Source organism: Hymenobacter seoulensis (genome assembly GCF_054780535.1).
Genome location: NZ_BAAGWD010000007.1, coordinates 1 through 14495, shown reverse-complemented (window position 1 = coordinate 14495; position 14495 = coordinate 1). Strand labels below are relative to the sequence as shown.

Annotated in this window: 11 protein-coding genes; 2 read left to right on the top strand and 9 right to left on the bottom strand. The window is 62.7% G+C overall.

Annotated features, from left to right (window positions below):
- Positions 1-832: 832 nt before the first annotated feature.
- From ACYVHC_RS19620 to ACYVHC_RS19580, 9 genes are all read right to left on the bottom strand, one after another.
- Complete coding sequence (locus ACYVHC_RS19620) at positions 833-2107, bottom strand: sensor histidine kinase (protein ID WP_460615505.1); 1275 nt, start codon at positions 2105-2107, stop codon at positions 833-835.
- Positions 2108-2133: 26 nt separating this feature from the next.
- Positions 2134-2811 carry a response regulator transcription factor gene (locus tag ACYVHC_RS19615; RefSeq protein WP_460615504.1) on the bottom strand — a complete coding sequence of 226 codons (678 nt, stop codon included), beginning with the start codon at positions 2809-2811 and terminating at the stop codon, positions 2134-2136.
- A gap of 113 nt (positions 2812-2924) precedes the next feature.
- The gene (locus ACYVHC_RS19610) at positions 2925-3341 is read right to left on the bottom strand and encodes an EamA family transporter (protein ID WP_460615503.1); all 417 of its coding nucleotides are present in this window, start codon (positions 3339-3341) and stop codon (positions 2925-2927) included.
- Between the two features lie 116 nt (positions 3342-3457).
- Positions 3458-6556, bottom strand: a complete 3099-nt coding sequence (locus ACYVHC_RS19605) for an efflux RND transporter permease subunit (protein ID WP_460615502.1) — start codon at positions 6554-6556, stop codon at positions 3458-3460.
- Between the two features lie 114 nt (positions 6557-6670).
- Positions 6671-7930 carry an efflux RND transporter periplasmic adaptor subunit gene (locus ACYVHC_RS19600; RefSeq protein ID WP_460615501.1) on the bottom strand — a complete coding sequence of 420 codons (1260 nt, stop codon included), beginning with the start codon at positions 7928-7930 and terminating at the stop codon, positions 6671-6673.
- Positions 7931-7950: 20 nt separating this feature from the next.
- The gene (locus ACYVHC_RS19595; RefSeq protein WP_460615500.1) at positions 7951-9309 is read right to left on the bottom strand and encodes a TolC family protein; all 1359 of its coding nucleotides are present in this window, start codon (positions 9307-9309) and stop codon (positions 7951-7953) included.
- A gap of 322 nt (positions 9310-9631) precedes the next feature.
- The gene (locus tag ACYVHC_RS19590) at positions 9632-10345 is read right to left on the bottom strand and encodes a phosphatase PAP2 family protein (protein ID WP_460615499.1); all 714 of its coding nucleotides are present in this window, start codon (positions 10343-10345) and stop codon (positions 9632-9634) included.
- 72 nt (positions 10346-10417) lie between these two features.
- Entirely contained in the window at positions 10418-11176 is a 759-nt protein-coding gene (locus ACYVHC_RS19585) for a COG4705 family protein (RefSeq protein WP_460615498.1), read from the bottom strand.
- 33 nt (positions 11177-11209) lie between these two features.
- On the bottom strand, positions 11210-12031 hold the full coding sequence (locus ACYVHC_RS19580) for a phosphatase PAP2 family protein (protein ID WP_460615497.1): 822 nt from the start codon (positions 12029-12031) through the stop codon (positions 11210-11212).
- 297 nt (positions 12032-12328) lie between these two features.
- On the opposite strand from ACYVHC_RS19580, the gene ACYVHC_RS19575 reads away from it, so the two are divergent.
- Positions 12329-12790, top strand: coding sequence for a hypothetical protein (locus ACYVHC_RS19575; protein ID WP_460615496.1), 462 nt, complete (start codon positions 12329-12331; stop codon positions 12788-12790).
- 551 nt (positions 12791-13341) lie between these two features.
- A complete protein-coding gene (locus tag ACYVHC_RS19570; RefSeq protein ID WP_460615495.1) occupies positions 13342-14295 on the top strand; it encodes a phosphatase PAP2 family protein in 954 nt (317 codons plus the stop codon).
- Positions 14296-14495 lie beyond the last annotated feature (200 nt).

Genomic DNA, 14495 nt, shown 5'->3' with positions numbered 1-14495 from the left:
GCCGCGAGGATGCAATCCGCTTTACGGGTACGGGAAGCTGAGCGTAAGGCCCCCTGCCGTTTCAGCGGCTGCTGTGGCCCAGGCCGACTGCCCGACGAGGGCTTACGTGCTTTGCAGGTCAAGGGCTGACTTTATAGCCAGGGGCAGAAGCTTGCACATCTTGGACCCGGGCGGGAACGGAACCCATCTGGTTGAGCCAATTTTGCGCCGACAGGCGTATCCCTGGGCCGCCTTAGGGGTCAACAAGTGCTGTAATGCTGGGCACTCTTTAGCCAACAGTACTTTTTCCTAGCCTCCCTGACACAAGCGCAGGCCCGCAATACAACAGCTTGGTGCGCAATTAATTATTGGTTGAAGGTGCTCACGCGGGCCTGGTCGAGAAGTCAAGCAGAGCGACTAAAGCGAGTCGCTGATTACCAGGCGCAGGCTGATGAACACCTGACTTCCTTCTAATCAGGGCCTGATACGCGTTACCTGGGCCGCCAGGTGAAACTGAAGCCTGCCCCGCCCGCCGGCGAATAGGCCGGCACCAGCCCTATTTCGCCCACGCCGCGACCAATGGGCTTGCGGCCCCAGCGGTGGCGGTGGCTGAGGTAGGCTAAATGGGGGTAGCACTAGAGTAGGAACAGAAATTCCCGCTAAGAGCACAGGCAACACCCACTTGGGGGATGTTGCCCGTCAGAAGACACACCTTATATGGCTGACAGCAGCGCCTGGGTTGTCCTTCCTGCCCGTTGTGATGGGGTTGTTGCCACTAGCCCAGGGCTTGCTGGACCCACCCAGGAGCCCAAGCAACCCACCGGAATCTGCTGAGCGCGCTACGACCGGCTACTCAGCAAAACTGTACGCGCAGGGTGTGGCGGGTGCCGGCTTGCGCGTAGGCGTACTCGATACTAAAGCCGTAATACGAGCAGATGTGCTGGGCGATGCTCAGCCCCAGGCCAGGCGAGTCAGAGGCGGCATTGTGCTTGCGGAACCGCTCGAAAAACTGCGCCGGGTCCACCGATAAGGCTGGGCCCGTATTGCTAATCTCCAACATCCGGCGGTTGAGCAGCACGTCTACCCGGCCACCGGGGCGATTGTGCTTGATGGCGTTGTGCAGCAGGTTCTGCAGCAACGAATCGGCCAGGCCCGGGTGCAGGGTGAGCGGCGGCAGCGGCAGGTCCGCGTGCAGGGTGAGCGTCAGCTGGCGGGCTTCGAGCAGCGGCTCCAGCAGCGCCACCCGGTCGCGTAAGACCTGATCCAGGTACACCGGCACGGCCTGGGCGGGAGCGAACTGGTGGTTTTCGAGGCGCGTGAGCAAGGTCAGCGACTGATGCAGGCGTGAGAGGCGCTGGGTACCGCCCAACGCGTCGCCGAGCAGGGTGGCCAGCTGCTCATCATCCTGCAGCGCCGGGGCCTGCAGCAGCTGTTCCAGCTTGGCCTGAATGATGGCCAGCGGCGTCTGGGTTTCATGGGCTGCGTTTTCGGTGAACTGGCGCAGGCTTTCATAGTCACTCACCAGTCGCTCGCTCAGCGTGTTCAGGGCCTGGTTCAGCTCGCCGAACTCATCAATGATTGGCGTGGGCAGGGCCAGAGGCTGGTGGCGCTGCAAATCGTAGCCGCGTAGTGCGGCCAGGGTTGCCTGGAAGGGAGCCCAGAGGCGGCGGGCCAGCCAGTGGTTGAGGGCTACCACCCCGCCCAGCAGCAGGGCCAGCACCCCCACCAGAACGCCCACCACCACGACCAGCACGTCCTCGGTTTCGACGAGCGACTTGCGCAGCGTCACCCACTCCGGCGCGCTGGCCGCCCTAGCCGGTTGCAGCCGGAAGGTGAGCTGGCGGTAGGGGACCATCTCGTCCTCTACCGGGTCCAGCAACAGGGTATCGGAGAAGCCCAGCGGTCGGGGCCGAAGGCTGCGGTCCAGGTTGTCGGCGAAAGGAGCCGCCGGCAGCGCCAGGCCGCTGGCCACCTGCTTTTCGAGGTGCAGCTGGCGGTTATAGAGTAGTTCCTCTACCTCGTGGCGTAGGGCCCAGTCGAAGCCCAGGTACAGCAGTACGCTGGCCAGCACGAACAGGCCCACCGTGAGGCCCAGATAATAACGGGTGGTGGCAGCGAGAAGCTTCATGCAGGAGGATAGAGGCCGCAGCCGTGTTATTCAACGTTGAGCTTGTAGCCGACGCCGTACAGGGTGCGGATGTAGCCGTCGGCCCCCTTTTCCTGCAGCTTCTTGCGCAGGTTTTTCATGTGGGTGTAAATGAAGTCGAATGAGTCGGCCGCGTCTACCTGGTCGCCGCACAGGTGCTCGGCCACGGCTTCCTTGGTGAGCAGGCGCCCGGGATTGGCCAGAAAATACAGCAGCAGGTCGTATTCCTTGCGGGTGAGCGTGAGCTGCTCGCCCTTTACGAATACTTCGGCCAGCTCAGGCCACACCAGCAGGTCGCGGAATACGATGTGGTGCTGGCCCTGAAACTGCCGCCGCCGCAGCAGGGCCCGCAGCCGGGCATTGAGCTCGGAGAGGTGAAAGGGCTTGACCAGGTAGTCGTCGGCCCCCAGATCCAGGCCTTGCACCCGGTCATCGAGGCCGTCGCGGGCCGTGAGCACCAGCACCCCGGCTGGCGAGCCGTCGGCCTTCAGGGTGCGCACCAGATCCAGCCCGTCGCCGTCGGGCAGGGTCAGGTCTACCAGCACACAGTCGTACTGGTAAAGCTTGATTTTCTCGTAGGCCTGGTGGAAGCTGGCTGCCACCTCGACCACGTAGCCACTTTGCCGCAGCGAGTCCAACAAGGTCAGGCGCAGGGCTTCTTCGTCTTCGACCAGCAGCAGTTTCATGCAGTAAAGTTCAGGGGGTAAATCCTAAAGAAGCTACTGAATTCTGAAGAAATTCTGACGGCAGCTTTCAACAACTTCCCGTCACCTTACCCGGCCATACGCGGGTGGAGGCTTTATTTCCAGATCAGCACCAGCGTGCCCGCCACAATGAGCCCCGCGCCCACGCCGGTCTGCCAGGTTAGCCGCTCACCCAAAAACACCACGGACAAGCCAATAGCCAGCGCCACGCTGAGCTTGTCGACCGGGGCTACCTGCGACACCTTGCCCAGCTGCAGGGCCTTGAAGTAAAATAGCCACGACAAGCCCGTGGCCAGCCCCGACAGCCCCAGAAACAGCAGGTGGGTACGGGTCAGCGTAGCCAGATCGGCCAGTCTGCCCCGCGCGTACACGATGCCCCAGGCCAGCACCAGAATCACGACGGTGCGAATGGCCGTGGCCAGGTGGGAATCAACACCCTTGATGCCGACTTTCGCCAGCACGGCAGTCAGGGCCGCAAACAAAGCAGAAAGCAAGGCATATAGCCACCACATGGTCCGGGAGAATTAAGGTGAACGAAGTGCTTAGCGGGGCATATGCTACCGTGCAACTGAGGGAAATTCTTGGCCTGCTCCCACTACGACAGGTAGTGACGCAACAGCCATCGTGGTTACGAAACAGCCGGTTCCGCCGCTACGGGCTCCGCCCCGGCCTTGCGCCCGAAGGCCCAGTACAGCGCCGGCATGCCTAGTAGGTTGAGCACCGTGGAGGTAACCACGCCGCCGAGAATGACCACCGACATGGGGTGCTCGATTTCCGAGCCCGGCTCGTTGCCGGCCAGGATGATGGGCAGCAGGGCCAGCACCGAGGTCAGGGCGGTCATGATGATGGGTGACACTCGCTCCAGGGAGCCCCGAATAATGAGTTCCTTGCTGAAAGCCATACCCTCCTCTACCTCCAGGTGACGGTAGTGGCTCACGAGCATGATGCTGTTGCGGGCCGCCACGCCCAGAACGGTTATAAAGCCCACAATGGAGCCCAGCGACAATACGCCGCCCGTCAGAAAGGCCGCAAAAAGGCAGCCCGATACGGCGAAGAATAGGCTCAACAAGCCCAATGTGGCCAGTCGGAAGGTGCCGAAGTCGGTGTAGAGCACCAGGAAAATACCGACCAGCGAGAGCAGGACCAAACTGAGCATCCGGTTCTGCGAGGCCTGCCGCTCGGCGTACTCGCCCAGGATTTCGGGGTGGTAGCCGTTGCCGAAGGCCACGCCGTCCACCTGCGCCTGCACGTCGCGGGCGACGCTGCCCAAATCGCGGCCGCGCACGTTCAGCGTCACGTCGATGCGGCGAGAGGAGGCCTCGCGGGTAATTTCGTTTGGTGTGGGCACGATGCGCACGTCGGCCACTTCGCGCAGGGGCACGGCCCCGCCACCGGGCAGGCCGATGAGCAAGTCGCGCACGGCCCCAAAGTCGGCGCGCACGGCGGGCTGCCCCCACACGGCCACGTCGAAAATCTTCTGCTCTTGGTAGATTTCGCCTACCTTGCGGCCCTTCACCAGCGTGCTAATGGCCTGCAGCACGGTGCCGGGGCTCAGGCCGAAGCGGGCCGCGGCTTCGGGCTTCATGTTCACCTGAATCTGGGGCACGAGGGTTTGCTGCTGCACTTTCAGGTCCACCACGCCTTCCACGCCTTCGAGCTTGGCACCCACTTCCTTGGCCTTGGTGTAAAGCTGGTCAAGGTCGGGGCCGAAGATGCGCACGACGATGGTGGCCGAAGTACCGGTCAGCACTTCCTTGATTCGTTCCCGCAAATACGTCAGCAGGTCGCGGTAGAGGCCGGGGTAGCCGTCGACCACAGTCTGGATTTTGGCTACCGTGGCCTCATAGTCCACCTTGGGGTCCACGGAAATCCAAAGCTCGGTGAAGTTGGGGCCAACTACCTCATCGGCCACTTCCGCCCGGCCGATGTGGGCGCCGAAGTTGCGCACGCCGGGAATGGCGCGCAGCTCCTTGCTGGCCCGCACCGTGATGCGCGACATCGCCTGCAGCGAGGTGCCGGGCTTTTCCACCCAGTGCATCAGAAAGTCGTATTCCTTGAAATTGGGCAGAAACTCCTGGCCGAAAAACGGCAGCGTAAGCATTGAAAACACGGCCGCGGCCGTCAACGACCAGGCCACGCGCTTGGGCCGGGCCAGCAGGCCGGGCAGCAGGCGGGCATAGTGGCGCTTGAGCCAGGCCACTGTGGGTGAGTCCTTCGATTCCTTTTCGGCCGCTTTGGGCAGCAGAATCAAGGCCAACGCCGGCGTCAGGGTCAGGGCCACGAACAGCGAAGCCAGGATAGCCAGCACGTAGGCGAAGGCCAGCGGCTGGAAAAACGCCCCCGACAAGCCCGGCAGCAGAAAGATGGGCAGCAGCACCAGCGCCACGATGACCGAGCCGTAAATCACGGCCGAGCGCACTTCCATCGATGCCTCGTAGACCACCGCAAAGGCCGATTTGGGCGAGCCGGCCTCGTGGTTTAGTCGCAGCCGGCGCATGATGTTCTCCACGTCGATAATGGCGTCGTCGACTACTTCCCCGAGGGCAATGATGAGGCCGGCCAGCACCATCGTATCGATGGTTTTGCCGGAATAGCGTAGGGCCAGGGCCGCCGCAATCAGCGAAGTGGGCAGGGCCAGGGCGCTGATGAGGGCCGTGCGCCACTCATAGAGAAAGAACAGCAGCACCAACACTACCAGCACGCAACCGATGAGCAGCGATTTGTTGAGGTTGGCCAGCGACATTTCAATGAAGGTGGCGGGGCGAAAGATGGTCGAGTCAATTTCCAGCCCTTTCAGCCCCGGCCGCATGGCATTCAGGGCCGCCTCCACCTGCTGCGTCACGGCCAGCGTATTGGCGCCGGGCTGCTTTTCCACGATGAGCAGCAGGCCGGGACCGTCGTTAATGACGGCGTCGCCGATGGGGGCCGGAAAGCCCTCCACTACTTGCGCCACCTCGCCCAGCTTTAAGCTCACGCCGTTGCGGAAGGTCACGGGCATCTGCGCCAGGTCGGCGGCCGACTGGATAGCGGAGCTTTGCGACACGGCCAGGCGCTGGTTGGGCGAGTCGATAAAGCCGCCGCCGGCCAGGGTAGTGGCGTCGGCCGCCGCTTTTTCCACCTCGGCCAGCGTCAGGCCCAGGGTGCGCAGCTGCTCAGGATTTACGAGCACCTGTAGCTGCCGGTCGCGCTGGCCCCAGATGGCCACGTTGGCCACGCCGGGCACGGCCATCAACCGCGGCCGAATGCTCCAGCGGGCCAGCGTGGTCATTTCTACTTGGGTCAAGCTATCCGAGGACACGCCAATCTTCAGCACCCGGCTGGTCGACGACAGGGGGGAAAGCATCACCGGCGGCCGGGCCACACCGGGCAGCGTGGGCGCCACCCGGGCCAGCCGCTCCTGCACAGCCTGCCGGGCGTTGTTGATGTCGATGCCCTGCGGGAAGTACAGCACAACCGACGAGAGCCCCAGCACCGACTTGGAGCGGATCTTTTTCACCTCCGGCGTGCCGTTCAACGCGTTTTCCAGCGGCACGCTCACCAAAGCTTCCACCTCGGCCGTGCTCAGGCCGGGCGCTTCAGTCTGTACCTCCACGTAAGGCGGTGCAAATTCGGGGAAGACGTCCAGGGGCGTATTGCGCACTACCTGCAAGCCCGCCACCAACAGCACCCCGAACAGCACCACTACTACCATGCGTAGCCGCAGGGCCGATTCTATTATCCACTTCATATGGTGAGTTTGTGAAATGGTGAGATGGTGAGTTTGATGTTCGGGTGACACAGTTCTGCGCAGCTTGCGCCAGCGGAACCACAACTCACCATCTCACCACTCACCATTTCACCGTTAGTGGCTGCCGCCAAATTCAGTTCCGAACAACTCCGCCGCGCCGTCGGTCACGACCTGCGCGCCGGCTTTCACGCCCCGCGAGATGACGATTTGGTCTCCTACCGCTCGCTGCACTTCCACCCGCTGGCGGGTGTACTGTAAGGGCTTGGTGCGCACGTACACCCACTGCCCGCCCGAGGCGTCGTAGAGCAGCGCGGCGGCCGGGATGGTCAGCGCCGGCGTGCTGGCTGCCGCTCCCGCCGCGCCGTTCGTAGCGCCGCCGGCCGCGTTGCCCAGCGTCACATCCACGGCCACCCGCTCGCCGGGGCGGAACGCCTCGTCGGTGTTGTCTAACTCGTAAAACACGTCGGCGGTACCTGTGCTGGCCGTGCTCGCAGCAGCGGTGCCGGTCCCGCCGGAAGCGCTGAGCAAAGGGGCCTCCACTGCCCGTGCCTGCCGGTCCGCGCCGCCGTTCAAGGGCCGTACGGTTACGGATTGCTCCTTGCCCAGCCGGCGTAAATCACCCACGAACAGCGGCACGCGCACCCATACCTTATTCAAGGAAGCCAATTCCAACAGTACCGTGCTGGCTGTCACCAAGGAGCCCGGCGCTACGGCAATGCGCTGGACCACCCCGCTCAGGGGGGCCTTGATCAGCAGGGCTTGCCCGCCACCGGTGTTGCCGTTCATGGCACCCTGCCGGGCGCGCGCGTCGGCCAACGCCCGCTGGGCCAGGGCCACATCGGCCCGGGCATCGTCGCGGGCCCGTACGCTGCCGGCCCGGTCAGCCAGCAGTTCCTCGGCCCGTTGCAGGCGGGCCTGGGCCACCTGCAGTTGGGTGCGGGCCTGGGCCGTGCCCTGGTCTAGGGTGAGTAGGTCGCGCTCGGCCGGCAGCGGTACCAGGCTATACAGCGTCTGGCCCTGGCGCACGCGCTGGCCGGCCGTGAGAGTGGCCCCGCCCCGTAGCGTCCCCTGCACCGGTGCCACGATGGTGACGGCCTGGCCCGGCACGGCTTGAATCTCGCCGCCCACCTCCCGGGTGGCCTGCACGTTATCGGTCTTGATGGCCACGGTTTTGATGCCCAGCCGCTTTTCCGCGTCGGCGGTGATGGTGACGGTGGTCAGCTCCGACTCCTTCACCGGGTTTTCAACCTGGGAAGGACTAATGGCTGTTGGCTTTTCTGCTTTGCTGCAGGCGGCCGCGCCGGCGAGCAGGCCGGTCAGCGCCAGGCAGCGGGAAGCCGCCAGCAGGAGGGATGTGAACGAGGGGAAGTACATAGCAGGAAGAAGGCTTGGGGTTAGAAGCGGCCGCCCACGGCGTAGCGCAGCCGGGCCAGGGCGCGGCGCTGGTCGGCATGGGCGTCGGCGGCGCGCTGGCGGGCATCGAGCAGCTGGCGGGTGGTTTCGGCCACCTGCACGTAGGGAAAGTCGCCGTTGATGAAGGCGTTGGTGGAGCGGCGCAGTGCATCGGTTAAGCTGGGCAGGTAGCTGCGCTCCCACAGGGCCACGCTCTGGGTGGCCTGCTCATACTGGGCGTAGGCTTCGCGCACGTCTAGGTTCACCGTTTGGCGCAAGGCCAGGTACTGCCAGGAGGCTTGTTCCAACTCCGCCTTCACCCGGGAGATACGGCCCTGGTTGCGGTTGAAGAGGGGCAAGCCAATGGCCGCACCCGGACCCAGGTGCACGGGATTGGGGTCGTTGAGGCGGGCATTCAACGAAAGCACAAATGAAAATACCCGGCTCCGCTCCCACTTCAGCCGCTTGCCGATGCCCTCGATGCCGATGCGTGCCGCCCACAGGTCGGGTCGGGTGGCATATGCCGAATCCAGCAGTGTGTGCAGCGGCGGTACTGTAGTAGCCGAGGAGGGAGCGGCCGTGAAGCGCACGGAGTCGGCATTGACAGAGTCCAGGCCCAGCGTGGCCAGTAGGCGCAGGCGGGCTATCTGGGCATCACGGCGGGCGCGGTAGTAGTCGTCGACGGCGCGCAACGAGTCGGCGCTGGGCGCTACGGTTTCCAGCTCGCTGGCCTCCCCCACCCGGTAGCGGGCCCGCACGATGCGCGCCACTTCAGCCCGCATGACGATGGCCTCGCGGGCGATACGCAGCCGCTCGTCGGCCAACGTAATGTCGGTGTAGCTCACCTGGGCGTCGCGGCTCACCAGCAGGCCGCGGGTGACCAGGCTTTCGGCCACGCGTTGGGTTTCGAGCTGTGCGGCACCCACGCGGCCGGGACGCTGCCAGAGCAGGTCAGTGGCGAAGTTGAGGGCCAGGAACACGGGCGAGGTGCCGTACGCGGTTACCCCTGATAGCACGGGGTTGGTCAGCAGGCCGGCGTCCTGCAAGTCGGCCTGCGCCAGGGCCAGGGCGCTCAGGTCGGCCTGGAAGGCGGGGTTACGGGTCAGGGCCAGCTGCACGGTTTCGTCTTCGCTGAGGCCATCCTGCAGATTGGGCAGCGCCGGGGCTGGGGCGTTGGCCACACGGGCTGGGCCCAGTTCGTAGCCGGCGCGGGCCCGCAGGCGCTGGGCCACGTGCTCGCGGGTGTAGGTGGACTTGGTGCCAGCGCAGCCCGCCAGTAGCAGGGGCAGCCCCAGCAGCCAGATGGGGCACCACCCGGTCACGGCAGAAAAGGCAAAGACGGAGAGCTTTGAAAGGGTCACAGCAACCGGGAGTGAGTGAGACGAGGGTAACGGGGGCGATAAGATTTGGCTAACAAGATTAAAATAGGATTAAAAAAGCTGACAAAGTGCTTTAATCCATTTTTAATGCTTGATAAGTATGACTTATCACATGCATGAAGAATCCTCCGCAACGTTAAAGATGCTTTCTGAAGCAAATCTGCACGGCCAGTATTTCGGTCTCTCGGGGCTGTTTTAGCATACTAAAAAGTCTGCCTCGACTCCCAAGGGGAAGAGACGGAGCAGACTTATTCCATTCCTAAGTATCCCGTGAAGCGGCATCGGCCTGGAAGGCCAGGCTTTGCTACCCGCCCTGTGCTGACCAGTACAGGCGCGTATCGCCCCAGAGCCGGCGCAGGCCCAGGGCATACCGGGTAAAGAGCAGGTGCACGCCGCTTACCCAGCCTACCGAGCCAATCCAGCCGGCCAGCACATCGGAGGGGAAATGCACACCCAGATACATCCGCGACCAGCCCATCAGCAGGGCCCAGGCCAGGCCCAGCGTAGCTGCCAGCCAGCGGCCGCGCGTAGGCCACAGCAGCATGCTCAGCGCCAGGGCCAGCGCCGCGGCACCCATCGCGTGGCCGCTGGGAAAGCTGTAGGAGCTTTCCGGCGCAATGGAAACCCAGAAATCGGGCCGGGTGCGGGCCAGCAGCAGCTTGGCAAATAAGTTCAGGGCCCCGGCGCCACCGACGGCCAGCAGGAAAAACAGCGCAGCCCGCCGTTGCCGTGCCACTAGCAAGCCGAGCAGCACCGCCGCTTCTAACAGGGGCGTCCAGGTGGTGCCGCCGGCCCGGGCCAGCCACACGGCCACGGCATCCTGAGCGGGGCTGCCGTGCGTGTGCAGAAACTGCAGGATGGGTTCGTCCCCGGGGAAACCCTTGTCTTCCCACACTTCCTGGGCCACTTTCAGGAAAATACACCACGGGGCAAGAAAGCCCAGCAGCAGCCCGAACAGAAGCTTGCGGTGCTGTTGCCAGAGCAGGCGGGCATAGCCCAGCAAAGACGACAGGTTCATGCGACAAAAGCTGGAAAACAGAATACGAATGCTAAAGAAAAGGCATCACGCAAGCCAATCCGGGCCCGGGCATTAGTGAGACGCGTTGCTGGTAGCTTCCGGATCCAGGGGCCGCCGGCCAAAGGTTTCGTACAGCACCAGAGCCACCAACAGGCCAAAAAGAATAAGCGACGAGCCCCGGGTGCCAAAGCCCAGGCCATTTTTTTCGGTTGACTTGGTGAGCAGGTCGCCGAACGTGGCCCCGAACGGCCGGGTGAGCACAAAGGCCACCCAGAACAGCAGCACCCGCGAGATACTCGTGGCATAATACGCCAGCACCACCCCGGCCAGCAGCGCGCCGATGAGCAGCGCCCCGCCCCCGAAACCCAGGCCCGAGTCGTCGGCCAGGTAGTCGCCCAGGGCCGTGCCCAGCGTGTTGGAAAACAAAATGGCCGTCCAGTAGAACAGCTCGCCCCGGTGGGTGGTGATGTGGCTGACCGATAAGGAGTTTTCACTTATTCGCCACAGCACGAGGATGGCCACCAGCAGGCCGACGAGAATGGCCGAGCCCGAGGCGTAGCCCAGCCCCAGGGTGCGGTCCATGTAGTCCGACATAGTAGTGCCGGCCGTGCTCGTGGCCAGAATCACGGCCCAGTACAGCGGCGGGATGTAGCGGCTCACGGCCAGCTGCGCTATCAGCAGCACCAGGAATAGGCTAATCAGAATCAGCGAACTGGTGCCATAACCCACGCTCATGGTCTGGGCCAGCTGGTCGCCGGCGGTTTCGCCCAGGGTGGTGGCGCAAATCTTTGTCACCCAGAACAGCAGGGTGATTTCCGGGATTTTCTTCATGGCAGCCAGCGAAAAAACGGGAGCACGCCCCGCTTAATGGGCGCGCCAGCTGATGGTCAGGCCCGGGGTGCCGTTACCGAAATAAGCCGGCGCCATCCCGATATCGCGCCCAATAGATTTGCGGCCCCAGCGGTTGCGGTGGGTGAGGTAGCCCAGGTGAGCCGATAGAATGCCGAAGCCCGCGCCGGCCACCACGTCGCTCTGCCAGTGCTTGCTGTTGATCATGCGCAGGGCGGCCACGCTCGTGGCAATGGTGTAGGCCCCGATGCCGTACCACTGGCTTTTGTCCCGGAACTCGGTGTGCACGATGCTGGCCGCCAAAAACGCCTGCGCCGTGTGGCCCGACGGAAACGAAAGGTTGTCGGAGCCGTCGGGCCGGGTTTCTTGGGATAGGTTCTTGACGGCAAACACCGTGGTGAGCATAATCAGCTCGCTTTTCAGCAGCACCAACCCCATATTGAGGCGGTCGTCGCGGGACTCCACACCGGCGAGCAGCACGGCGCCCAATTCCAGGTAGGGCGCGAAGAGGAGGATGTCGTCGGCGCGGGTGCGGAAGGTAGGGAACACCTTGTGGATGTCTCGGTTGGCCTCCTGATTGGTATAAAAGCCGCCACCGTTGAAGGTGTAGGCCCCGTAGCCGATGAGCAGAGCGGGCACGATGCTGGCCTTGACCAGCTTGCCCCGGTACCAAGGCTTGGGCGCTGGCGGGACCTGCGCGACGGGCTTTTCAAATTTGTGGAGAGAATCGGCCGCAGCCGGCGGCGTTGGGTTTTGTGGAATCTGCGCTTGAGCAGGCAAGGACAACCCAAGAAATACGATGGCGACGTACACGCGGGCAGTAACTAAAAAACGCATACGAACGGGTGGCTGGTGTGGAAGAAATGGCCTGGACAGTACATGTGAACGGCAGGGTAAGGTCCAAACGTAGCAGGCAATTCTGACGGAATTCTGACAAGCCGCCAGTAAAACTGGGGTTGCTCCACCTGCAACAAGCGCGCGCCATGCTGTCCTTCCGGCCACGCAGGCGCATCAAGTCCCGGTGGAAAGCCGCTTACCCGGCTCTCTGAAGCAAGCCAACAGGTTTCCTTCAGAATGGCTATTTACCATTGGGGTTTTACAGCGGTTCAAACACCACTACCCCTTCTTGCTCCTATGAAACAGCTATTCCTCCCCCACTGTCTCGCCTTCTGGCTGGTGAGTACGACCGTCGGGCTAATGGGCTGTGGAACCCATTCTACGCCTTCGGAAGCTCCGTCGGCCGTCCAACAGGCACTCCACCATAAATTCGGCGGGCCGCTCGAGCAGCTAACCTGGCAGCCTAGTGCCAACGGGTGGGTTGCCAGCTTCCAGTGGAAGTCCATCCCGGTACGTTGTCAGATTACGGCCGCTGGCCAGGTAGTGGAAAGCGCTCTGGAACTGCAGGAAGAAGACGTGCCCCAGGGCTTACGCACGGTGCTGCAACAGCGCTACCGGCAGTACCAAGTCCGGCAGAAGGACCTGGTAGAGGCCGGGAATAAGCGTTTCTATCGGTTGGAATTGACAAGCCCGGCAGGGGAAACGCGTTCGTATTCCTTTCAGCGCGACGGACAGTTCATACCTACAAATGCCCACTAGATGCCAGCCAGTGGTGTCTTTTCAAATGGATTCTATCCCGGAGGCAATGAAATTCATGTAAACACAGCGGAAGTGGAACAAACAGCTCGGGTTGGCCACTTTATGACGCCCGGTTTATGCCCAAACCTAGCGGGGGAATCTGGATTCTAGTACCCGCTCGTAATTTCCAGATCCTAGTAGTTGCTGGAAGACACAGGCTGAAATAAGTGCCGTCAAAAACGTAACGGGCCATTTGCCGGCCAATGGCCCGTGTCGGGCTTGGGTCGGGTAGCTCTGCGCCCTTTGTAGGGCCCTCGCTTCCTATATCAGCTCTCTTTTATGCTCCGAAGTGTCGCGTTCGACAAGACATGAAGCCATTTTTAAGTAGTACATCCACGGCATCAAACCGTCCGTTGGCAATTCACATGAGAAGAAGCGTTGTTGCCCTTTCCAGTCTGAACAGAATATTCCTCCTGCTCTTGAGCCTATCCTTCGGGCTACCCCTATCAAGTGTTGCAGCCGCACCTACCGGTGTTGTTCTGTCGCCTGGTGAGCTACAGTTACCAGATTCGTTGCGTCCCCGCACAAGTCTGTATCAGGTGGCACCCGGGGTAAGCTACCAGTACGAGCGGCCCCGGCAGCTGCGTTGGCTGACGCATATTCCGCGGGATTTAGGGCAATTCCCCCAGTTTGCCTTCCGCTCCGAAAACGAGCTGCCCATTGCGGGCATTCTGGCGGGGTCGGGCGTGCTGTGGCTGGTTGACGAGCCCATTCTGCATGGGGCACAGGATGTGGGCCGGCAACTCGGGCTCAACGCGCGAAGCACGCAAAAGACCCTGGTACATATTCCGTTCAGTTTGGGAGCGGTAAACCTGCCGTTTGAATTTAATGTGCCGGATAACCTAAACAGCACCTTCTATTACATCGGAGATGGATGGACCCATCTAAGCGTGGCCACCAGTTTCTGGGTGTACGGCTTGGTGAAGCGGGATAATCGGGCCGCTCAGACGGCTTCGCAACTGGGCACGGCTATCTTAAGTACGGGCCTGATGGTGCAAAGCCTCAAGCGCCTGACCGGCCGCCAGAGCCCCTTTGTGACGACGAAAGCCCGTGGCGAGTGGCACTTGTTTCCCTCGTATACCCGCTACCAAAGCCGGGTGCCTAACTTCGATGCGTTTCCCACCGGGCACCTGGCCACGGCCATGGTCACGGTCACGGTTATCGCCAATAATTACCCGGAGAAGCATTTCGTGCGCCCGCTGGGCTACGGGCTGATGGGGTTGCTGGGCTACGCCATGCTCAATAACGGTGTGCATTGGGCCTCCGATTACCCGGTGGGTATTGCCTTGGGCTACGCGATGGCCAAAATTGCGGTGCGCAACGGCCGCACCCGCGTAGAGGAAAGCGCACCAGCAGGTACAGGTTTTCACGCTTTGCCCCGGCCCCAGCCCTGGTATCGCCAAGCACACCTTTCTCCCTACAGCCAGGGGCCGTTTACAGGATTAAGTGCCACCTGGCAATTGTAGCGCAACGACAACGCGTGCGTACAAAGCACTCCATCACTGCTCAAAATCAGTGGATGAGCCGCTACCGCCGGCTGCCCCTTATGGGCTAGTAGCGGCGGTCGGCAATGGGACGCCAACTCAACGTCAGGCCCGGCGTGCCGCCACCGAAGTAAGCCGGAGCAACGTTCAGGCCCACCAGTAAGGGCTTGCGTCCCCAACGG